The organism is Testudinibacter crocodili, from assembly GCF_006228025.1.
Classification (GTDB): Bacteria; Pseudomonadota; Gammaproteobacteria; order Enterobacterales; family Pasteurellaceae; genus Chelonobacter.
This window is the reverse complement of the sequence record NZ_VDHF01000062.1, coordinates 12,616-33,724: the sequence shown is the minus strand read 5'-3', so window position 1 is coordinate 33,724 and position 21,109 is coordinate 12,616. Positions and strand designations below refer to the sequence as shown.

Here is a 21,109-nt window from a genome sequence, read left to right as displayed (position 1 = left end):
AGATCAACAGACCCTAGTCTTAAACAAAGGGATTTTTCTATTTTGTGAGCGTGATCACTTAAGCTAAGTGCAATTTTACTTTATTGTGTAACAGTCCGTTTAATTTCTAAACGGTACTTTGGCGTATATTATTTGCGTGCTAAGACTGCCATTATAGGAGAGATTATGAAAAAAACACTACTGATTACCGCACTTTCGCTTTCTGCTTTTGCCTTACCGATGACGGTAGCGGCACACAACCACCAGCATGATGACGGTCTGACCATTCAGGTGCAGCTGCTCGATCCGGCAAACGGCAATAAAGATGTCGGAAAAATCATTGTCACCGAATCTGCCTACGGACTGGTATTCACTCCTGAGTTGCACGGTCTGAGCGCTGGTCTGCACGGTTTCCATATTCACCAAAACCCGAGTTGCCAACCGCAGGAAAAAGACGGCAAATTGGTTGCCGGCTTGGCGGCAGGCGGACATTGGGATCCGAAAAATACCAATAAACACGGCTTTCCTTGGCAAGATGATGCCCACTTAGGCGATTTGCCGGCATTAAGCGTCAATGCCGACGGCACCGCAACTAATCCGGTGTTGGCGCCACGTTTGAAATCCCTTGATGAAATTAAAGATCGCGCAATCATGATCCATGCCGGTGGTGATAACCATGCCGATCACCCCGCGCCACTGGGCGGCGGTGGCGCCAGAATGGCGTGCGGTGTCATAAAATAATCGAGCACCGCACTTTTTACTTTTAATAACAATATGTTATCAGGACGGGGAAGACCGTCCTGATATGTTATCCATTTTCTATTTTCCTCCTAGATTGTCGTATTTATGCGACTATAAACGGTTTCTTTTACACTAAAATACCTATCAATCCAGCGAACTTTTATTGATTACTTCTATCTAAGTATCAAACAAGGGGGAAGTATGAAAAAATTACTGGAAAATGATATTACCGACGAACAGATTTTTCATCAACGGCGTAAAATCCTGACCGCACTTGGCATAGGCGGAAGCAGTTTATTACTGCCTAATGTTGTCTATGCGGACAATAGCAGCACGCAAACAACTTCATTAAAGTCAACCCCGGAAGAAAATATTATCGGTTATAATAATTTCTATGAATTCGGCGTTAGTAAACAAGATCCGCAACGTTATGCCAAATCATTCAAAACCAACCCGTGGAAGCTAACGATAGATGGCGAAGTCAACAATCCGCTTACCCTAGATTGGGATGACCTGCACCAACGTTTTGCCACAGAAGAGCGAATCTACCGTTTTCGCTGCGTTGAAGCCTGGTCAATGGTGGTGCCATGGCTTGGATTTGAATTGAATCAATTACTCAAATTAGCCGATCCGACCGCTAATGCCAAATATGTGCGCTTTGAAACCCTGTACGATCCACAACAAATGCCGGGACAGCGTGATCGCTATGTTGGCGGCGGTATAGATTATCCCTATGTTGAAGGGTTGACGATACAAGAAGCCATGCACCCGCTGACCTTAATGGCGACAGGGTTATACGGCAAAGATTTGTTACCACAAAATGGCGCACCGATACGTTTGGTTGTACCTTGGAAATACGGCTTCAAGAGCATTAAATCGATTGTCAAAATCACCTTGACCGAACAGCAACCGCTGAATACTTGGCAGCGCCTCGCCCCGAACGAATATGGTTTTTACGCCAATGTCAATCCTGCAGTTGATCACCCACGTTGGTCACAAGCCAGCGAGCGAATTATCGGCAGTGGCGGGCTGTTTTCCAGCAAACGCCAAGCCACGTTACCATTTAACGGTTATGCCGACGACGTGGCGTGGCTTTATCGAGGTTTAGATTTAAAGGCGAATTTTTAATGTTTACATTTTTACGCCTTGCAATCCACTGCGCCGGTTTATTGCCGTTATTATGGCTAGGTTATGTCCTGAATTATGGCGATATAAGCCTGATATTCGGCGCAGATCCGATTAAAGAACTGATCCATTTTTTGGGTCTGACCGCACTTTATCTTTTTACCGCCCTGTTTAGTTTACGAATTATTAACCGGTTATACGGCAAGGGACGTCTACTGGCGCTGCATAAAACATTAGGGCTGTGGGGATTGTTTTGGTTAAGCTTGCATATTTTAAGTTATTTAGCGTTGGAATTGGCATTTGATTACCATCTGTTTTTAAGCGAGATTATAAAGCGTCCTTATCTGGTTGCCGGTATGCTAGGATTTCTTTTTTTTCTGCTACCTGCCACTAGCTCAATCCCGATTCTACGCCGCAAACTGGCAAAAAACTGGTTTATCCTGCACCAACTCAGCAATCTGGCTATTGTGTTAGCGATTATTCACTACTATTGGTCAACCAAAGGCATTGCCTTACAACCGCTGATTTTTCTGGTTTTTGCGTTTATGGTTTTAGCTTGGAAATTTTTCAGCAATCAGATAATTGCCTACAAAAATAAAACCCGCCAGTTTTAAAAATGACGGGTTTTGCAATCGACTGAAAAAATTAGCGTTTAGATTTTGTTAATTTTTCAGTTAATTCATAGGCTTGTAATTTAGCCAATTCACGCGATAATTTCGATGATAACAAAGAATAATCCACGTCGCCGTGTTTCGCATGCGTATTTTCCTCAGCACGACGTTTGGCAGCCAGAATCCGATCTTTATCCAGTTCATCACCACGAATCGCGGTATCGGCTAGCACCGTTACTGTAGTTGGCTGCACTTCGAGAAAACCGCCGGAAATATAAATAATCTCCTGTCCGCTTTCCTGCTTGATTTGCAGCACACCGGGTTTTATTTCGGTCAACAACGGAGTATGCCCCGGTAAAATACCCAGATCCCCTTCAATACCGGAAACCTGAATACTATTGACCTCACCATGGAAAATCTGTTTCTCCGCACTAACTACAGTCAGTTCAAATGAAGATGCCATGTTATTCTCCTTCAGTTCTGTTATTACTCACATACCCTAGGGAGTGATTACATTTTCTCAGCTTTTGCTAAGACTTCGTCGATTGAACCAACCATATAGAACGCTTGTTCCGGAATATGATCGTATTCGCCGTCCAAAATTCCTTTAAAACCGGCAATCGTATCTTTTAGCGATACATATTTACCCGGAGAACCGGTAAATACTTCCGCCACGAAGAACGGCTGCGATAAGAAACGCTCGATTTTACGCGCACGGGCAACGACCAATTTATCATCTTCAGATAACTCGTCCATACCCAAAATCGCAATAATGTCTTTCAACTCTTTATAACGCTGTAAGGTTGATTGTACGCCACGTGCCACTTCGTAGTGATCTTTACCTACTACTAACGGATCTAATTGGCGCGAAGTGGAGTCCAACGGATCCACCGCCGGATAGATCCCCAACGAGGCAATTTGACGGCTTAATACCACGGTGGCATCCAAGTGAGCAAAAGTTGTGGCCGGAGATGGGTCAGTCAAGTCATCCGCCGGTACATACACCGCCTGAATTGAGGTGATGGAGCCGGTTTTGGTCGAGGTGATCCGCTCTTGCAATACGCCCATCTCTTCCGCCAACGTCGGCTGATACCCTACCGCAGACGGCATCCGACCTAAAAGTGCGGATACTTCGGTTCCGGCTAAGGTATAACGATAGATATTATCCACGAAGAATAATACATCACGCCCCTCATCACGGAATTTTTCCGCCATCGTTAACCCAGTCAACGCTACACGCAAGCGGTTGCCTGGTGGCTCATTCATTTGACCGTACACCAGTGATACTTTATCCAATACGTTGGAATCCTGCATTTCGTGGTAGAAGTCATTACCCTCACGGGTACGTTCACCCACGCCGGCAAATACCGAATAACCGGAGTGTTCAATCGCGATATTACGGATTAACTCCATCATATTCACGGTTTTACCTACACCGGCACCACCAAATAAGCCAACTTTCCCCCCTTTGGCAAACGGACATACCAAGTCGATAACTTTGATACCGGTTTCCAAAAGTTCGGCACTATTAGATTGATCTTCATAACTTGGCGCTTCACGATGGATTGACCAGTTCTCTTCTGCCCCAATCGGGCCTAATTCATCAATTGGCTCACCCAACACATTCATAATACGGCCGAGAGTTTTCACCCCAACCGGCACCGAAATCGGGTTATTGGTGTTGCTGACGCTCAAATGACGTTTTAAGCCGTCTGACGAACCCATTGCGATACAACGCACGATTCCGCCACCCAATTGTTGTTGAACTTCAAGGGTTAACCCGGTTTCCACTTTTAGCGCATCATATACTTTTGGCACTGCATCTTGTGGAAATTCAACGTCAATGACGGCACCGATGATTTGTACAATTTTTCCTGTTGCCATTACCGATCCTCTACTTTTTCATTAAATTGCCGCCGCACCGGCAACAATTTCGTTTAATTCATTTGTAATACTGGCTTGACGAGCTTTGTTGTAAACCAACTGCAAGTCGTTAATCAAGTTACCGGCATTATCCGTTGCCGACTTCATCGCCACCATCCGTGCCGCCTGTTCTGACGCCAAATTTTCGACCACTGCCTGATAAACCTGCGCTTCCAAATAACGGGTCAGCAGTTTATCCAACAGATATTTGGAATTTGGTTCATACAGGTAGTCCCAGCTGTTTTCAGTTGTGAGTTCGTCTTCTTCCAGCTCCGGTAATGGAATCAACTGCTGCACCACCGGCTTCTGCGCCATCGTATTGATAAATTTGTTATAGACAATATAAATGGCGTCATATTCACCGCTGCTATAACTATCAAACATCGTATTGGCAATGCCGACTATTTGTTCCACCGACGGGGTATCACCCATGCCGGAGGTTTGGCCACGAATCGTCAAGCCCAACGAGTGGAAAAAGCCGATAGCTTTCGACCCTAGCAGTGCAATCTCTACATTGACTTGCTTGTCTTTCCACTGTTTAAACTCGCTAAGTGCGGTTTTAAACAAATTAACATTTAAACCACCGCACAAACCACGGTCTGTCGAGATAACCAAAAAACCGACTTTTTTGATTTCACGTTCCACCAAAAAAGGGTGACGATATTCAATATTACCTTTGGAAACATGGCTAATTACGTTGCGTATTGCTGTAGAATACGGACGTGAAGAAGACATGCGTTCCTGCGTTTTGCGCATTTTTGAGGCTGCAACCATTTCCATTGCCTTGGTGATTTTTTGCGTGCTTTTCACACTGGCAATTTTGGTTCTGATCTCTTTCGCACCTGCCATTTCATCTCTCCGTTAGCGTTCGCTATTACCATGCACCTTTAGCTTTGAAATTATCTAAGATAGATTTTAATTTATCTTTGATAGTATCGTTATAGTCGCCGGTTGCAGAAAGCTGTTTTAAGAATTCCGCTTCGTTGTTGTTGGCAAAGTCGAATAAACTGCTTTCAAAAGAGGCGATACGATCCAATTCCACATCATCCAGATAACCGAACTCCACTGCAAACAACACCAAGGCTTGTTGACCAACGCTTAACGGTGAATATTGAGTTTGTTTCAATAACTCGGTAACTTTTTGACCGTGCGACAACTGTTTACGGGTCGCCTCATCCAAATCGGAGGCAAACTGAGCAAACGCCGCCAATTCACGGTATTGAGCAAGTGCGGTACGAATTCCGCCAGCCAATTTTTTAACCACTTTAGTTTGTGCAGCACCACCAACCCGCGAAACCGAAATCCCTGGGTTAACCGCCGGACGGATCCCGGAGTTAAACAAATCAGATTCCAAGAAAATCTGACCATCGGTAATCGAGATTACGTTAGTCGGAACAAACGCCGATACGTCACCGGCTTGGGTTTCAATGATCGGAAGTGCGGTCAAAGAACCAGTTTTGCCTTTCACGCGCCCGTTGGTAAATTTCTCAACATACTCCGCACTCACCCGCGCTGCCCGTTCTAACAGACGGGAGTGCAGATAGAATACATCGCCTGGGAACGCTTCACGACCCGGTGGACGGCGTAATAACAACGAGATTTGACGGTAAGCAACCGCTTGCTTCGACAAATCATCATAAACGATCAGCGCATCTTCACCGTTGTCACGGAAAAATTCGCCCATTGCACAGCCGGAATACGGAGCCAAATATTGCAATGCCGCCGATTCAGCCGCTGAGGCAACGACTACGATAGTATTTTCCAGCGCACCGTGCTCTTCCAATTTACGCACCACGTTAGCGATAGTCGAGGCTTTCTGCCCGACTGCCACATAGATACATTTAATATCGGAATCACGTTGGTTGATGATCGCATCGATTGCTAATGCAGTTTTGCCGGTTTGACGGTCACCGATAATCAATTCGCGTTGACCACGTCCAATCGGCACCATGGAGTCAACCGCTTTATATCCGGTTTGTACCGGCTGATCGACCGATTTACGATCGATAACGCCCGGTGCAATCACTTCAATCGGCGAATAGGCATCAGCGATAATTTCGCCTTTGCCGTCAATCGGTTGCCCTAGCGTATTCACTACACGACCCAATAAGTTACGTCCGACCGGCACTTCCAAAATACGCCCGGTACACTGCACTTCCATGCCTTCGGCTAAATCGGAATAAGGTCCCATCACCACCGCACCGACAGAATCTCTTTCTAAGTTCAACGCAATAGCAAAGCGGTTGCCCGGCAATGCAATCATTTCCCCTTGCATTGCATCGCTCAAGCCGTGGATACGGATAATCCCATCACTTACTGAAACGATGGTACCGGTGTTGCGAGCTTCGCTCGTCACATTAAAATCGGCAATCCGTTTTTTAATCAGTTCACTAATTTCTGTAGAATTCAGTTGCATTTTCTATTCCTCTTACAATTGCAACTCATTGGCCAGACGATTTAATTGACCACGGCTGCTGCCGTCGATAACCAAATCATCGGTACGGATAATCGCGCCGCCAATCAGATTTTTATCAATGCTGCAATTTAATTTCACTTTGCGGGCAAGTCTTTTTTCCATTGCCTGGAGAATATTTTGTTGTTGTTTCTGCGTTAATGGTTCGGCGGAAATCACTTCAACATTAGCCAGCGATTTATATTGATCGACAAGCTCCTGAAACAGTTTAAATACCTCAGGAAGTGCCATTACGCGCTTATTTTCTGCCATTAAACGGATAAAATTCTGCCCATATTGATCCAGCTGATCGCCACATATATCAATGAAAGTCTTGGCGACTTTCTGCGGTGAAAAAGACTCTTTTAAAAAATGTTTAATATCGTCATTTTCTGCCACTTCGGCAACAAAACCCAACATGGCTTGCCATGCGTCAATTCTGTTTTGTTCAACCGCAAAGTCAAATGCAGCTTTAGCATAGGGGCGTGCGACTGTGATATATTCTGACATTAGCCCCACCTTCCTATAGCTCTGCAACTAATTTATCAATAATGTCGCTGTTAGCCGCTTCATCAATCGAACGACCGACAATCTTCTCTGCTCCAGCCACTGCCAAAGAAGCTACTTTGACGCGTAATTCTTCTTGCGCACGTTTACGTTCAGCTTCAATTTCACTATAGCCCTGCTCGATAATTTTAGCTTTCAACGATTCTGCTTCAGACCGCACTTCGTCCAAAATTTCATTGCGACGTTTGTTGGCTAAATCAACAATCTCTTGCGCTTGTTTTTTGGCACTATTCAGCTCTTGTTCAACCAAAACCTTAGTATCAGATTGCTCTTTTTTAGCCGCTTCGGCTGCTGCCAAAGCATTGGCAATACCGGATTGGCGCTCTTCGATCGCTTTAATAACCGGTGGCCAGACAAATTTCATGCAGAACAAGACAAAAATCAAGAATGCAATCGATTGTCCAATTAGTGTTGCGTTAATATCCACAACGTCCTCCTCAATAATGGTTATAGGTAGCTACAGCCTTCATTCGGCTGTAACCCAAAAAATTAACCTAATAACGCAGTAAACGGACTGACGAAGATGAAGTACAGCGCAATACCAACCGCAATCATTGAAATCGCATCAAGTAAACCTGCCACGATGAACATTTTGGTCAACAAAGAGTTAGCCAATTCCGGTTGACGGGCAGCAGACTCCATATATTTACCGCCTAATAGTGCAAAGCCGATTGCTGTGCCCAATGCCGCAATTGAAATCATAATTGCAGAAGCGAAAATTGTTGCCGTGATTACAGTTTCCATGAGTTTCTCCATGTTTAAGTTAAGTGTTGGCAAAATTGCCGGGTTAAAATAAATTGTTTATCAATTAAAAACGTATGTTTAGTCAAAGACTTAATGTTCCGCTTTATTATAAGCGATACTGATGTACACGATGGTCAGCATCATAAAAATAAAGGCTTGCAAAATAACGATCAAAATATGGAAGATAGCCCAAGCCAGATGCAAACCGACGCCCAAGCCGCCGACCAGATAATTGGCGGAGTAGGTCAGTGCAATCAGAATAAAAATCAATTCTCCAGCATATAAGTTACCGAACAGACGCAAGCCTAAAGAAACCGGCTTGGCTAATAAGGTTACGGTTTCCAGCAAAAAGTTGACCGGAATAAAAATAGGGTGGGTGAACGGGTGCATGGTATACTCTTTCACCAACCCGCCGAAGCCTTTGGATTTTACAGTATAAATAATAATCAGGAAAAAGACCGCTATCGACATTCCGAACGTGATGTTCATATCGGCAGTCGGCACGGCGCGCAGATATTCAAAACCCAATGCATGCGCAACTTGCGGTAGATAATCGACCGGTACCAAGTCGATGGTGTTCATTAACAATACCCAGACAAATACGGTTAAACCCAGCGGTCCGATAAAGTTGCGACTGCCTTGGAAATTATCCCTGACAACGCCGTCGACCCATTCGACCAACATTTCAACCGCACATTGCAGTTTTCCCGGAACCCCGCTGGTCGCCTTTTTCGCCACTTTTCTAAAAATGAAAAGAAACAGAAAACCACAAAGAACAGAAAAGAAAATCGAGTCAAGATTGATTGACCAAAAACCGTCGCCATGGGTGAGAAACGAAAGGTGGTGTTGGATATATTCAATAGAAGTTTGAGATGAACCTTCGGCAGCCATACAATTTCCTACTTCGTAAGTGAGTTGATTTTACTTTCTGCATGCTTTTGCAGTACAAAAGGTAAAAGATTATTAAGCAATATTAAACCAAAATAGCCGGCAAAAAACGCTAGCGGCGCTAAATCAATGTTAATAAAAACCAGCAATAATAAAATAATAGTTAAAACTATTTTAATCGCTTCTCCTTGATACAACGCTTTTAACTTATGTTCCGATTGCAAGTTTGTACGCAGATAAAATACATAAACAACCAATACCAGTTGCGGCAACCAACCAATCAAAGCGCCCAATAAAAACGAAAAAGAGAATGCGGGTTGTAACAATCGGATTAATGCATAAACAATTAGGATTAATGCCAGTTCGATAATAAACGCTTTATGATAACGTTTTCTGTTTCTATCCAATACCGCTGACATCTGATTTCCTATTCACCAAAATCATCGTTTTATTCTTCAGGTGAAGTTATGCCTAGTGTTAAAAAACTACCTAAAACGGGGTAATTTCCGCGCTAACAAAACAGGTTAAATTATACGGTCAGATTTAATTATTGCAACGATTAAAGCCGTTAAAAATGTTATTCAGTTAACATTTATTAAAATTTTTTTACTTTTTTATCACAATAAAATACGGATTGCTATTTTTCACTCAATAATGAAACCTAATTTATTGTTTATCCGTCTTGGACAAAATCACTAAATGCCTTTCGCCGACCAGTTCCGGCACCATCAATTTTATCTTTTGCTGTAACTGAAATTGCAGATCCAACGGCTGTAATTCGTCCGGATGATAAATTCCTTTCAAAGCATAAAAGTGCCCAGATTGATCAAGCAAATGCTGACACCATTCAGTCATATCTTTTAATGAAGCAAATGCACGGCTAAGTACACCATCAAACCGCACTTCGGGCTGATATTGCTCAACACGGCTTTGAATTGGCATTACGTTAGTCAATCCTAACTGACGGATCACCTGACGGATGAAGGTAATTCGCTTGCCTAAACTGTCCAACAAAAAATAGTGCTGATCGGGATTAATAATTGCCAATGGAATCCCTGGCAAGCCAGGACCAGTGCCGACATCAATAAAACGTTTGCCTTGTAAATAAGGGCTCACCACCAGACTATCCAGAATATGTTTGATTAACATATCGTGCGGATCGCGCACCGAAGTCAGATTATAAGCCTTATTCCACTTATCCAATAATTCAACAAAAGTCACTAGCTGCTGTTTTTGCTGATCGGTGGGCGAAAGTGCGGTTTGCGCCAATAGTTGATCTAATCGGTTATACAATTTCATTCATCACCACGTTTTAACATACCTTGCTTTTTTAAGTTAACCAGCAAAATAGAGATAGCTGCCGGTGTAACACCTGAAATCCGTGATGCCTGTCCAATCGATACCGGACGATGCTGGGTCAGTTTTAACCGCACTTCATTGGATAGCCCGCTGACTTTGTCATAATCGAAATTATCCGGAATAGTTGTGCTTTCATGCCGCTTATGCCGTGCAATTTCTTCATGCTGATGTTCAATATAGCCTTGATATTTAATTGAAATTTCAACCTGTTCTGCAGCTTCAACATCGGCACATGCCGGTGCGAAGGCCGAAAGTGCGGTCAGTTTTTTATAATCCACTTCCGGGCGACGCAACAGATCTTCACCACTGGCTTCACGGGTTAATGGGGTATTCAAAATACTATTCACTTCCGCTAAATGAGCTGATTGAGTGTGAATCCAAATTTGGCGCAAACGCTGTTGTTCTTGTGCAATATTTTCCAGTTTCTGATTAAAACGTGTCCAACGTGCTTCATCAATTAATCCCAATTCTCTGGCAATCGGGGTCAAACGCAGATCAGCATTATCTTCACGCAGCAGCAGACGATATTCGGCACGGGAGGTAAATACCCTATATGGCTCTTTAGTGCCTAAGGTACAAAGGTCATCAACTAATACGCCCAGATAGGCTTGATCACGGCGCGGATACCACGCCGGTTTTTGCTGTACAAACAAGCCTGCATTGATTCCTGCTAATAATCCTTGCGCCGCTGCCTCTTCATAACCGGTAGTACCGTTGATCTGTCCAGCAAAAAATAACCCGTTGATCGTTTTGGTTTCCAACGACGGTTTTAGATCTCGCGGATCAAAATAGTCGTACTCAATCGCATAACCGGGCTTCATGATCCGTGCTTTTTCCAAGCCTTTCATCGAATTGACGATCCCCATTTGCACATCAAACGGCAAGCTGGTCGAGATTCCGTTCGGGTAGATCTCATTACTGGTCAATCCTTCCGGTTCCAAATAGATCTGATGACTGTTACGTTCAGCAAAGCGCATCACTTTATCTTCGATCGACGGGCAGTAGCGTGGACCGATTCCTTCGATCACTCCGGCATACATTGGGCTGCGATCTAAATTAGCCCGAATTAGATCATGGGCTTTTTCATTGGTATGAGTGATGTAGCAAGGAATCTGGCGGGGATGTTGATCCACCGATCCCATAAAAGAGAAGACTGGCAATACCGCATCACCATGCTGTTTTTCTAATACTGAAAAGTCAATCGTACGTGCATCTAGTCGTGGCGGAGTGCCGGTTTTCAGGCGATCAACCCGTAAATTCAGTTCACGCAAACGATCAGCCAACATGATCGACGCCGGATCACCGGCTCGACCACCAACATAATTTTGCATACCAATATGGATCTTACCGGCTAAAAAGGTACCTGCGGTCAGGATCACCGAGCGGGCATGGAACGTCAGTCCCATTTTGGTTTTAACACCGCTGACACGATCTTGATCTAAAATAATATCGATCACTTCCTGCTGAAAAATATCCAAATTTTCTTGATTTTCCAGCGTGATCCGCACCGCCTGACGATATAAAACCCGATCAGCTTGGGCACGCGTTGCGCGTACTGCCTGGCCTTTACTGCTGTTTAACGTCCGAAATTGGATCCCCGCTTGATCCGCTGCGATTGCCATTAATCCACCCATCGCATCGATCTCTTTCACTAAATGTCCTTTGCCGATCCCACCAATTGCAGGATTACAAGACATTTGTCCTAACGTATCAACATTGTGGGTTAATAGTAGTGTTTTTAATCCCATTCTAGCAGGGGCAAGCGCTGCTTCGGTACCTGCATGACCACCGCCCACGACGATCACATCATAACTGTCAGTATAAATCATAAAAAGCCTTGTTGATTTTGAGAACTATCGACGGATTTTGATCTATCGATTGTAAAATTGTGGGCTATTCTACTGAATTTAGTTGGATCGTTAAAGGGAATTTATCGTAACGATCCGTGATCTAAAACAGCGGTGTGGGAAAAGATCGTGAATAATTAAATAAAGATCTTTTTATATATAAAGATCTTATTATTGTTATTATTAGCAGAGCTTGATCTTGTGAATAAGATCCTTTTTTTGTTTTAAAATAAGATCTTGCGATCCTTTGGTAGCTGTAGAGAAGATCGCGTTTTGTTCAAAATTTGCTGTGGATAAAAACACTTTTTATCCACAACTAAAGTTGATGTTAACTTTATTCAAGTAAATAAAACAGCTTTTAAACAGATTTGATCTAAGTTATCCACAACTGTTTTTTTAAAAGTTTTTGATAAATTTTTTAAGATAAATATGATTTGCTTAGCTGATCGTATAAATTTGGCAGCCACTCGCCAGCTTGTTGATCATGATCGAGGTTTTGTAGTACATCAATTTTCAACGAAGGGCAACGTTTATTTGCTTGTTTGCTTTGCAGGATCCGTTCGACTTTGTCAACCGCAAAACAGAAAGTATCATAATCGGAGTTACCAAGTCCGATAACTGAAAAATGCAGTTGATTAAGCTGATCAACTGCATTTTCGATATGTTCAAATAATGGGTATAAATTATCCGGCAATTCACCGGCGCCGTGGGTAGAGGTGATGATCAGCCATTCGCGATAGTCTTGTACAGCTTGCCAATCAGGACCGTGCAAAAGTGCGGTTTTGTAACCTTGTTGTTGTAATTGATCTTCACAGTATTCTGCTAAATATTCAGCGTTGCCTAAGGTACTGCCGGTGATGATACAAATCGTATTTTTCATAATATTCCTAATTAAAGTGTTACATTTTCCAATATCTCGGAAACAGCAGCACCAACATTGTGGTAATTTCTAATCGTCCTAACAACATACCAATAGACATCAGCCATTTGGCTATTTCTGGAATGTTGGCAAAATTGCCACTAGGTCCGACTGCCGGACCTAGTCCTGGCCCGACATTGCCGATTGCAGTTGCGGCACTGCTGAGTGCATCTAATGAGTCCATTCCGCTGATTGCCAATAATACACTTAATACAAAGATACTGATGAAATAACAAAATATAAAGGTGATAATCGCAAATAAAGTGTTATTTTGTACTTTTTTACCGTTATATTGCAGCAAATGTACACTGTTGGGATGAACTAGTGTTTGAATTTGAATTTTTAATAAACTGAAAATAATTTGAAAACGAAAAATTTTAATCCCGCCAGCAGTCGATCCTGAACAGCCACCGATCAAAAAAGCAAATGCAAGAATAATCGTGGTGGCGCTAGTCCAGGTATCAAAATTGACTAAAGTAAAACCACTGGTAGATAAGATATTGATTAATGAGAAAAAACTGAAGCGTAGGCTGTCATTAAAATTAAAAATATGCTGTTGATAGAGATAGAACGTTAAAAATAAACCGATGACCACAATAAACAGCGTAAAACCGACTATTTGTTGGTTGTATGCGATGATTTTAAAATTTCGTTTTTGGGCGGCTTGTAAAAACAGTAAAAACGGCAATGATCCTAAAAACATAAATAATGCACAAACCCATTGTGCTGCATTGGAATAATCTGCCAACCCGGCATCGCGTGTTGAAAAACCACCGGTAGAAAGTGCGGCAAAACTATGATTTATCGCGTCAAAAAAAGACATTCCGCTCAGCATAAAAGCAATAATTGATAAAAAAGTTAGCAAGATATAGATTCGAATAATATTTTTAGCGATATCTTTAGTATGCGGGGTGCTTTTCTCTGACCAATCGGAGGATTCGCTACGAAACAATGTCATACCGCCAACATTTAAAAACGGCAGAATCGCCACCGCCATCACAATCATTCCCAAACCACCGATCCATTGCAATGTAGAACGCCACATTAATAAACTTGGTGCGGTGTTATTCAAATTGCTTAAGACACTGGAACCGGTGGTGGTTAAGCCGGACATTGTTTCAAAGTAAGCATCGGTTAAAGAGATATGCTTAATAAAAATAAACGGTAAGGCACTAAAAAGCCCGACAATCACCCAAATTAAGGTGGTCATCAGCAACATATCTTTTACCCGAAGTGCCATATTGCTCGGTTTTTTCCAAGTTAATAAAAAAGAGCAGAATAATATAATAACAAATGATTGGCTGAATTCGGCTAAACCGTCACCGTTGGTGACAAGTGCGGTAATGATCGGTAACAGCAATAAATAGGCAATTTTATTCAGTACCGAACCTAGTGTGTAAAGGATAAAGGCTGAATTAAACATAATGATATTTATCGATTGGCTGAGATTTGCCATAGATTACGCCAACGAATCAGAAAAGCAAATTTATTGCTTAAGTGATATGACAAATCAATTTTTATAGAAGGTTGATTTTATTGAGTTGGCGGAAGATCATGGGAGTTGAACCCACCCGAGACTGCTGGCAGCCTCAACAGGATTTGAAGTCCTGCCGCTTCACCGGAAACGACGATCTTCCTCTGATTTTTGCGTTCGGTAGCAATATTGTACTGAATTTTAATTAAAATAGCATTAAAATCAAATCATTCCACGATGATAATTTTAACCGGTGCTACTATGAATTCTCTTTATCGATTATTGCCTTCCGTTGACAAAATATTAAGTACACCGCAAGGAGAGCTACTGATTGAGCGTTTTGGGCATTTGGCGGTGGTGAATCAGTTGCGCAGTCTGCTGCAACAAGCACGTTTACATATTCAGCAACAACAGCAATTGCCGCGCTATTTCAGTGATTTTTCAGTGTTGTATAAAAAACTGAGTTATAATTTGCAATTGCAGCGGCAGGTTGCGATTAAAAAAGTCCATAATCTGACAGGCACCGTTTTGCACACCAATTTGGGGCGTGCGTTGTGGGGCGAAGCGGCACAGCAGGCAGCGTTGGCGGCGATGCGAGAAAATGTGGCATTGGAGTTTGATTTACAGCAGGGCAAGCGCAGCCATCGTGATCACGCTATCAGTGAATTGCTGGCGCAGTTGTGCGGGGCACAAGCGGCTTGTATCGTCAATAATAATGCTGCAGCAGTGTTGTTGTTATTGGCGACATTTGCTTCTGGTAAAGAGGTGATTATTTCCCGTGGCGAGTTGATCGAAATCGGTGGTGCATTTCGTATTCCCGATATTATGCAGCAAGCCGGTTGCAAATTAGTGGAGGTTGGTACCACCAATCGCACCCGTTTAGCAGATTATCACAACAATATTACTGAAAATACCGCACTTTTGATGAAAGTCCATTGCAGTAACTACCAAATTTGTGGTTTCACCGAAAGTGTGTCCGAAGCGGAACTGGCACAATTGGCACGGCAGCACGGCTTGCCGTTGATCAGTGATTTAGGCAGCGGTGCGCTGCTTGATTTAAGCCGCTACGGACTGCCTGCAGAGCCGACGCCACAAAGGATGTTGGCTGACGGGGTTGATTTGGTCTCATTTTCCGGTGATAAACTACTGGGCGGACCACAAGCTGGGATTATTGTCGGCAACAAAGCGCTGATCGACCGCTTGCAACAGCATCCTCTGAAACGGGTTTTGCGCTGTGATAAAGTGATTTTGGCAGGTTTGGAAGCCACATTGCGTGATTATCTTTTTGCGGATACTTTAACCAAAACTAATCCAACCTTGCGTTTATTAACTCAGAATTTAGATGAATTACAACAAGTTGCTGAGTTACTGTTACAAAAACTACAAGAAAAACTGAGTGCTGATTATCAGCTGCAAATCGAATCCAGTTCGGCACAAATCGGTAGCGGATCGCAACCGATGCATCGTATTCCGTCACTTGCGGTGACGCTGCAACCGCACTCAGGCAAAAATGAGGAGTTAATGCAGTTGATCCGCTCGTTGAAACAGCTCAGCCAGCCGATTATCGGACGAATCGAACAGCAAAAATTGTGGCTTGATCTACGCAGCGTTGCCCATCCGCAACAACTTTTAACCATTTTGGACGAACTATGATTATTGTCAGCGCCGGGCATGTTGATCACGGCAAAACCGCACTTATCCATGCCTTGACGGGCACCGACACCACCCATTTGCCGGAAGAAAAAAAACGGGGTATGACGATTGATTTAGGCTATGCCTATCTGCCGTTGGCGAATGGCAACGTTTTGGGATTTATAGATGTGCCGGGACATGAACGCTTTTTATCCAATATGCTTGCCGGACTGGGTGGGGTAAATTATGCGATGCTGGTTGTTGCCGCCGATGAAGGCATCAAACCGCAAACCGACGAACATTTAACCTTGCTCAAATTATTGGATTTTAAACAAATTATCTTGGTGATCACCAAAGCGGACAAGGTTACAAAAACGCAAACTGATCAATTGCAACAAACGCTGTTCCAACGCTATCCTTTTTTAGTACAAAGCAGTGGTAAAAGTGCGGTTTTTGTTACTTCCACGTTGAGTGGGCTCGGTATTGCTGAATTGCGAGATTATCTTGCCACCCTTGTGGACAGCCAGCAAAGCGAGCAGCCGTTCCGCTATGCGGTTGACCGTGTTTTTCACATTAAAGGTGCAGGAAAAGTCGTGACAGGTACTGCGTTTGCTGGACAAGTAGCATTGGACGATGCTCTGCTTTTATCGACCAATTTGAAACAAGCGCTGCGGGTAAAAAATATTCATGCACAAAACCAAGCGGCACAGCAAGGCTATGCTGGACAGCGTTTAGCCATTAATCTTGGTGCTGCGGAGCAACACAAAATTGAGCGTGGGGACTGGTTGTTTTCGCATCATCAAGCTTATAGTAGTGATCGAATTACGCTGTTGCTCGATCCGATTCAAACTTTGAAAGCCAGCCAGCCGATTCATCTATATCATGCCGCAACCCATACGGTCGGCAAACTGACGCTGCTGCAAAAAAACAGCGTAGCAAGCGGAGAAAAAGTGCTGGCTGAAGTGGTGTTGCAAGTGCCGTTATTTTTGCTGTTTGGCGATAAGTTGATTCTCCGCAGCGGCGACAATAAACAGACGCTTGCTGGGGCAAAAGTATTGGAAATCAACTCGCCGACGCGCTATAAACGTAGCGAAATGCGTTTGGCTTATTTGTGGCAATTGGTAAACAGCCAAAACAGTCAGCAACGTTTGGCGCTGTATTTGCAGCAGGGTTGCGTGGATAAAAGTGCGGTTTGCTGGTTGGAGCAGCTAAGCGAACCACAATTTTCACACCTGCAACAACAGCTTGGTTTTGAAAGAGTGCGCCAATATTTATTTGATCAAGATTATCGGCAGCAACAGCAGCAACGGCTATTGCAAGCCGTGCAGCTTTATCACCAGCAGCACACCGATCAATTGGGAATTTCTAAAGCTCGCTTGCAGCGCATGGCGTGTTTGAAGCAGCCGATTGAATTGATTTACCATTTGATTGAGGCGTTGATCGACGCTGGACAGTTGGCACAAACACGTGGTTGGATACATCTGCCCGATCATAGAATTGAATTCACCAGTGACGAACAGCAGTTGTGGCAGCAGGTTAAGCCGATTTTCAGCGCCGATAAACAAGCACTGTGGGTGCGTGATTTAGCAAAAATGTTGGCGGTGGACGAGCAACAAATGCGCAATTTTCTATATAAAGCCGGTAAGCTCGGCTATTTGACTGCCATTATCAAAGACCGTTTTTTTCTGAGTGAAACCGTTGTGGCGTATGCTAGCCAAATTAAACAGCATATTCAGCAGCACGGCGAAATTTCGGTGAATGAATTACGCGATCAGCTGCAATTTGGGCGCAAAATGACAGTGCAACTGATAGAATATTTCGACAAGTGCGGTTTTTTGCGGCGTAAAGGGGATGTGCATTTGCTGCGTGACGGCGATATTTTTGAAGCTTAACCGCACTTTTATTCCTTTATGCTCGAAAAGTGGCTAAAATAAGTGATTAACAGTTTTTATCCGGAAGAGTAAGAGAAATTTATGAGTATTTTAACCGTATTAAAATACCCCGATGAGCGTTTGCGAACTAAAGCAGTGCGGGTCGAAAAGGTGGACGATGCAGTACGTGCGATTATCGACGATATGTTCGACACCATGTATCACGACGAAGGTATCGGCTTGGCAGCAACCCAAGTGGATATTCACCGTCAAATTATCGTGATTGATATTGAAGGCGATAAACAGCAGCAAATTGTGCTGATTAATCCTGAAATTTTGGCTTCCTCCGGGGAAACTGGGATTGAAGAGGGCTGTTTGTCGATTCCCGGCTGCCGTGGTTTAGTGCCGCGCAAAGAAAAAGTGACGGTGAAAGCATTAGATCGCAATGGTAATCCCTTTACCTTAGAAGCCGATGAGTTGTTGGCGATCTGTATTCAACATGAAATCGATCACTTAAACGGCGTGTTGTTTGTGGACTATTTATCACCGTTAAAAAGACAACGGATAAAGCAAAAAATGGAAAAACAAAACCGCTTAAATACAAAATAAACCCAGTCAATAGCCTCTCGATTGAGAGGTTATTTGTTTTATCTCAATATCCAGACAATTTTTAGATGGCGTAGCACATTATGCAAAGACCCTTGAACATTATCTTCGCCGGCACACCGGATTTTGCCGCACAACATTTGCAGGCATTACTCAATAGCCAACACAACGTGGTTGCAGTTTATACCCAACCGGATAAACCGGCAGGTCGTGGCAAAAAATTGCAGCAAAGTGCGGTCAAACAGCTGGCAGAACAGCATAATTTGCCGGTTTATCAACCAAAGTCACTGCGTAATACTGAAGCGCAACAGCAATTGGCAGCGCTGAATGCCGATGTGATGGTGGTGGTGGCGTACGGTTTGCTGTTGCCGCAAACAGTGCTGGACGCACCACGTTTCGGTTGCTTGAATGTGCACGGCTCGTTACTGCCTCGTTGGCGTGGCGCAGCGCCAATTCAAAGAGCGGTTTGGGCTGGTGATGTGGAAAGTGGCGTGACGATTATGCAGATGGATATTGGTTTGGATACCGGCGATATGCTGCATAAAGTCCATTGTCCGGTAGCCGCCGATGAAACGTCGGCGTCACTGTATCAAAAACTGGCGAAAATTGCGCCGAATGCGTTGCTTGAGGTGTTGAACGGCTTGCAAAGCAGCAAATTTAAGCCGGAAAAACAGGATGAGGCGCATAGCAATTATGCGCAGAAATTAAGCAAAGAAGAGGCAAAACTGGATTGGCAATTGTCGGCGATCCAATTGGAACGTTGCATTCGCGCATTTAATCCGTGGCCGATCAGCTATTTAGTGACGCAAGACGGTAACCAACAACCACAAAGCGTCAAAGTTTATCAGGCGCAAGTGTTGCCGTCGGTTGAAAACGTGCCCGGCACAATTTTGGCGGCGGATAAACACGGAATTCAGATCGCCACCGCTGACGGGGTGTTAAATTTAACGCTGTTGCAACCAGCCGGGAAAAAACCGATGACAGCGCAGGAGTTATTGAATGCGCGCCGTGATTGGTTCCCGCTCGGTACTGTTTTAGCCTAAAGATGGTTTGGAATAAATCAAATGAAGCAGATTAAAAAAAACTTATCGGTCAGAGCGGTCGCCGCCCAAATTTTATTGCAGGTATTGGATCAAGGTAAATCACTGTCAGCCTTGCTGCCAGACATGGCGAATCAAGTTAAACCGCAAGATCAACCACTATTACAAGAGATCTGTTTTGGCATTTGTCGAGTGTTGCCACGCTTAGAGCGGATTATCGGCTTATTGGTGCAAAAACCACTGAAGGGCAAAACCCGGATTGTGCATTGTTTGCTGTTGGTGGGGCTATATCAATTGCTGTATATGCGAATTCCACCGCATGCAGCGGTTGATGAAGTGGTGAATGCGGCAAGTGCCTTAAAAAACGACAGTTTTCGTTCGTTGCTCAATGGCGTGTTGCGTCGTTTTTTGCGTGAGCAGGCGGACATTTTAGCCACCGTGGATAAACATTGGCAAACGTTGCACCCAGAATGGCTGGTCAACCGTTTGAAGCAAGATTATCCGCAACATTGGCGTGAAATCGTTGAAGCCAATAATCAAAAACCCCCGATGTGGCTGCGAGTGAATCCGCAACATTGCTCAACACAAGACTATTTGGATCGGCTAATTCAGCAAGGCATTCAAGCCGAAATTTGCCCTGAGCAACCTGCTTGTGCGATTCGCTTGCAAAGTGCGGTCAGCGTTAATCAGTTACCGCACTTTGAGCAAGGCTGGGTTACGGTGCAAGACAGTCATGCCCAGTGGGCAGGATTGCTGCTACAACCGCAAAATCACGAACGAATTTTAGATGCTTGTGCCGCGCCAGGTGGCAAAACCACACATATTTTGGAGTTAGCGCCACAGGCGCAAGTGATCGCCTTAGATGTGGAATTGCAGCGTTTACAACGGGTTAAGCAGAATTTGCAACGGCTAAATCAACAGGCTGAAGTGATTTGTGGCGATGCCAGCCAACCGCAGCAGTGGCTGGCTGACGGGGTGATGTTTGATCGAATTTTGCTCGATGCGCCTTGCTCTGCAACCGGAGTCATTCGCCGTCATCCGGATATTAAATGGCTGCGTCGTGAACAAGATATTGATGCGTTGAGTGCGCTGCAACAGCAAATTTTGACCGCACTTTGGGCACGTTTAAAGGTTGGTGGCACTTTGTTATATGCAACTTGTTCGGTGTTGAAACAGGAAAATCAACAACAAATTGATTATTTTTTAGCACAGCATTGCGATGCGAAACGAGAAGCCATTTTTGGGCAAGCCTCTGTTATGCAATTTTTTCCGCAACAACAAGGTGGCGACGGCTTTTTTTATGCTAAATTAATCAAAAGAGCTTAATTTAG

The 21,109-nt window shown here is 43.9% G+C and carries 21 protein-coding genes and 1 tRNA gene; 8 read left to right on the top strand and 14 right to left on the bottom strand.

Annotated features, from left to right (window positions below; all coding sequences use genetic code 11):
• Positions 1-165 precede the first annotated feature (165 nt).
• The 3 genes from sodC to msrQ all read left to right on the top strand — a co-directional run bounded on the left by sodC (position 166) and on the right by msrQ (position 2,459).
• Positions 166-720, top strand: a complete 555-nt coding sequence (sodC, locus tag FHQ23_RS07175) for a superoxide dismutase family protein (RefSeq protein WP_139613704.1) — start codon at positions 166-168, stop codon at positions 718-720.
• A 201-nt stretch (positions 721-921) separates the two neighbouring features.
• Positions 922-1,848 (top strand): protein-methionine-sulfoxide reductase catalytic subunit MsrP, encoded by a 927-nt coding sequence (gene msrP, locus FHQ23_RS07170; protein ID WP_139613703.1) that lies wholly within the window; start codon positions 922-924, stop codon positions 1,846-1,848.
• Positions 1,848-2,459 (top strand): protein-methionine-sulfoxide reductase heme-binding subunit MsrQ, encoded by a 612-nt coding sequence (msrQ, locus tag FHQ23_RS07165; RefSeq protein ID WP_139613702.1) that lies wholly within the window; start codon positions 1,848-1,850, stop codon positions 2,457-2,459. Before msrP ends, msrQ begins: the two co-directional genes overlap by 1 nt.
• Positions 2,460-2,490: 31 nt before the next feature.
• On the opposite strand, the gene FHQ23_RS07160 is transcribed toward msrQ, so the two are convergent.
• The 14 genes from FHQ23_RS07160 to FHQ23_RS12390 form a co-directional block, all read right to left on the bottom strand.
• Positions 2,491-2,919 carry a F0F1 ATP synthase subunit epsilon gene (locus tag FHQ23_RS07160; protein WP_139613701.1) on the bottom strand — a complete coding sequence of 143 codons (429 nt, stop codon included), beginning with the start codon at positions 2,917-2,919 and terminating at the stop codon, positions 2,491-2,493.
• Between the two features lie 47 nt (positions 2,920-2,966).
• On the bottom strand, positions 2,967-4,340 hold the full coding sequence (atpD, locus tag FHQ23_RS07155) for a F0F1 ATP synthase subunit beta (protein ID WP_132965359.1): 1,374 nt from the start codon (positions 4,338-4,340) through the stop codon (positions 2,967-2,969).
• 21 nt (positions 4,341-4,361) lie between these two features.
• Entirely contained in the window at positions 4,362-5,228 is an 867-nt protein-coding gene (atpG, locus tag FHQ23_RS07150; protein WP_132965361.1) for a F0F1 ATP synthase subunit gamma, read from the bottom strand.
• Between the two features lie 25 nt (positions 5,229-5,253).
• Positions 5,254-6,795, bottom strand: a complete 1,542-nt coding sequence (gene atpA, locus FHQ23_RS07145) for a F0F1 ATP synthase subunit alpha (RefSeq protein ID WP_139613700.1) — start codon at positions 6,793-6,795, stop codon at positions 5,254-5,256.
• A 12-nt stretch (positions 6,796-6,807) separates the two neighbouring features.
• A complete protein-coding gene (gene atpH / locus FHQ23_RS07140; RefSeq protein ID WP_139613699.1) occupies positions 6,808-7,341 on the bottom strand; it encodes a F0F1 ATP synthase subunit delta in 534 nt (177 codons plus the stop codon).
• Between the two features lie 13 nt (positions 7,342-7,354).
• A complete protein-coding gene (gene atpF / locus FHQ23_RS07135; RefSeq protein ID WP_139613698.1) occupies positions 7,355-7,825 on the bottom strand; it encodes a F0F1 ATP synthase subunit B in 471 nt (156 codons plus the stop codon).
• Positions 7,826-7,887: 62 nt separating this feature from the next.
• The gene (gene atpE, locus FHQ23_RS07130) at positions 7,888-8,142 is read right to left on the bottom strand and encodes a F0F1 ATP synthase subunit C (protein ID WP_139613697.1); all 255 of its coding nucleotides are present in this window, start codon (positions 8,140-8,142) and stop codon (positions 7,888-7,890) included.
• Positions 8,143-8,232: 90 nt separating this feature from the next.
• Entirely contained in the window at positions 8,233-9,033 is an 801-nt protein-coding gene (gene atpB / locus FHQ23_RS07125; protein WP_084257556.1) for a F0F1 ATP synthase subunit A, read from the bottom strand.
• A gap of 8 nt (positions 9,034-9,041) precedes the next feature.
• Positions 9,042-9,449, bottom strand: a complete 408-nt coding sequence (locus FHQ23_RS07120; RefSeq protein ID WP_139613696.1) for an ATP synthase subunit I — start codon at positions 9,447-9,449, stop codon at positions 9,042-9,044.
• Between the two features lie 247 nt (positions 9,450-9,696).
• Positions 9,697-10,329, bottom strand: a complete 633-nt coding sequence (rsmG, locus tag FHQ23_RS07115; RefSeq protein WP_139613695.1) for a 16S rRNA (guanine(527)-N(7))-methyltransferase RsmG — start codon at positions 10,327-10,329, stop codon at positions 9,697-9,699.
• Positions 10,326-12,218 carry a tRNA uridine-5-carboxymethylaminomethyl(34) synthesis enzyme MnmG gene (gene mnmG / locus FHQ23_RS07110; protein ID WP_139613694.1) on the bottom strand — a complete coding sequence of 631 codons (1,893 nt, stop codon included), beginning with the start codon at positions 12,216-12,218 and terminating at the stop codon, positions 10,326-10,328. The genes rsmG and mnmG overlap by 4 nt, the downstream gene beginning before the upstream one ends.
• Positions 12,219-12,654: 436 nt before the next feature.
• On the bottom strand, positions 12,655-13,116 hold the full coding sequence (mioC, locus tag FHQ23_RS07105) for an FMN-binding protein MioC (protein ID WP_139613693.1): 462 nt from the start codon (positions 13,114-13,116) through the stop codon (positions 12,655-12,657).
• Positions 13,117-13,135: 19 nt separating this feature from the next.
• Positions 13,136-14,611: a TrkH family potassium uptake protein gene (locus tag FHQ23_RS07100; RefSeq protein ID WP_267963655.1), complete on the bottom strand. Its 1,476-nt coding sequence runs from the start codon at positions 14,609-14,611 to the stop codon at positions 13,136-13,138.
• 86 nt (positions 14,612-14,697) lie between these two features.
• Positions 14,698-14,792 (bottom strand) — tRNA-Sec (locus tag FHQ23_RS12390).
• Between the two features lie 98 nt (positions 14,793-14,890).
• Here FHQ23_RS12390 and selA point away from each other — a divergent pair.
• The 5 genes from selA (at position 14,891) to rsmB (ending at position 21,104) form a co-directional block, all read left to right on the top strand.
• Positions 14,891-16,282, top strand: a complete 1,392-nt coding sequence (gene selA / locus FHQ23_RS07095) for an L-seryl-tRNA(Sec) selenium transferase (protein WP_139613692.1) — start codon at positions 14,891-14,893, stop codon at positions 16,280-16,282.
• Complete coding sequence (gene selB, locus FHQ23_RS07090) at positions 16,279-18,153, top strand: selenocysteine-specific translation elongation factor (RefSeq protein WP_139613691.1); 1,875 nt, start codon at positions 16,279-16,281, stop codon at positions 18,151-18,153. The genes selA and selB overlap by 4 nt, the downstream gene beginning before the upstream one ends.
• Before the next feature lie 81 nt (positions 18,154-18,234).
• Positions 18,235-18,741: a peptide deformylase gene (gene def / locus FHQ23_RS07085; RefSeq protein ID WP_139613690.1), complete on the top strand. Its 507-nt coding sequence runs from the start codon at positions 18,235-18,237 to the stop codon at positions 18,739-18,741.
• An 80-nt stretch (positions 18,742-18,821) separates the two neighbouring features.
• Complete coding sequence (fmt, locus tag FHQ23_RS07080; protein WP_139613689.1) at positions 18,822-19,781, top strand: methionyl-tRNA formyltransferase; 960 nt, start codon at positions 18,822-18,824, stop codon at positions 19,779-19,781.
• 21 nt (positions 19,782-19,802) lie between these two features.
• Positions 19,803-21,104 (top strand): 16S rRNA (cytosine(967)-C(5))-methyltransferase RsmB, encoded by a 1,302-nt coding sequence (rsmB, locus tag FHQ23_RS07075; RefSeq protein ID WP_139613688.1) that lies wholly within the window; start codon positions 19,803-19,805, stop codon positions 21,102-21,104.
• Positions 21,105-21,109 lie beyond the last annotated feature (5 nt).

Bases quoted from the DNA above. Each gene is read 5' to 3' on its own strand.
- msrP (WP_139613703.1), top strand. From the start codon at position 922: ATGAAAAAATTACTGGAAAATGATATTACCGACGAACAGATTTTTCAT.
- msrQ (WP_139613702.1), top strand. From the start codon at position 1,848: ATGTTTACATTTTTACGCCTTGCAATCCACTGCGCCGGTTTATTGCCG.
- atpH (WP_139613699.1), bottom strand. From the start codon at position 7,341: ATGTCAGAATATATCACAGTCGCACGCCCCTATGCTAAAGCTGCATTT.
- fmt (WP_139613689.1), top strand. From the start codon at position 18,822: ATGCAAAGACCCTTGAACATTATCTTCGCCGGCACACCGGATTTTGCC.
- atpA (WP_139613700.1), bottom strand. From the start codon at position 6,795: ATGCAACTGAATTCTACAGAAATTAGTGAACTGATTAAAAAACGGATT.
- rsmG (WP_139613695.1), bottom strand. From the start codon at position 10,329: ATGAAATTGTATAACCGATTAGATCAACTATTGGCGCAAACCGCACTT.
- sodC (WP_139613704.1), top strand. From the start codon at position 166: ATGAAAAAAACACTACTGATTACCGCACTTTCGCTTTCTGCTTTTGCC.
- atpG (WP_132965361.1), bottom strand. From the start codon at position 5,228: ATGGCAGGTGCGAAAGAGATCAGAACCAAAATTGCCAGTGTGAAAAGC.
- mnmG (WP_139613694.1), bottom strand. From the start codon at position 12,218: ATGATTTATACTGACAGTTATGATGTGATCGTCGTGGGCGGTGGTCAT.
- rsmB (WP_139613688.1), top strand. From the start codon at position 19,803: ATGAAGCAGATTAAAAAAAACTTATCGGTCAGAGCGGTCGCCGCCCAA.
- def (WP_139613690.1), top strand. From the start codon at position 18,235: ATGAGTATTTTAACCGTATTAAAATACCCCGATGAGCGTTTGCGAACT.
- atpB (WP_084257556.1), bottom strand. From the start codon at position 9,033: ATGGCTGCCGAAGGTTCATCTCAAACTTCTATTGAATATATCCAACAC.
- selA (WP_139613692.1), top strand. From the start codon at position 14,891: ATGAATTCTCTTTATCGATTATTGCCTTCCGTTGACAAAATATTAAGT.
- mioC (WP_139613693.1), bottom strand. From the start codon at position 13,116: ATGAAAAATACGATTTGTATCATCACCGGCAGTACCTTAGGCAACGCT.
- FHQ23_RS07100 (WP_267963655.1), bottom strand. From the start codon at position 14,611: ATGGCAAATCTCAGCCAATCGATAAATATCATTATGTTTAATTCAGCC.
- atpE (WP_139613697.1), bottom strand. From the start codon at position 8,142: ATGGAAACTGTAATCACGGCAACAATTTTCGCTTCTGCAATTATGATT.
- FHQ23_RS07160 (WP_139613701.1), bottom strand. From the start codon at position 2,919: ATGGCATCTTCATTTGAACTGACTGTAGTTAGTGCGGAGAAACAGATT.
- selB (WP_139613691.1), top strand. From the start codon at position 16,279: ATGATTATTGTCAGCGCCGGGCATGTTGATCACGGCAAAACCGCACTT.
- FHQ23_RS07120 (WP_139613696.1), bottom strand. From the start codon at position 9,449: ATGTCAGCGGTATTGGATAGAAACAGAAAACGTTATCATAAAGCGTTT.
- atpD (WP_132965359.1), bottom strand. From the start codon at position 4,340: ATGGCAACAGGAAAAATTGTACAAATCATCGGTGCCGTCATTGACGTT.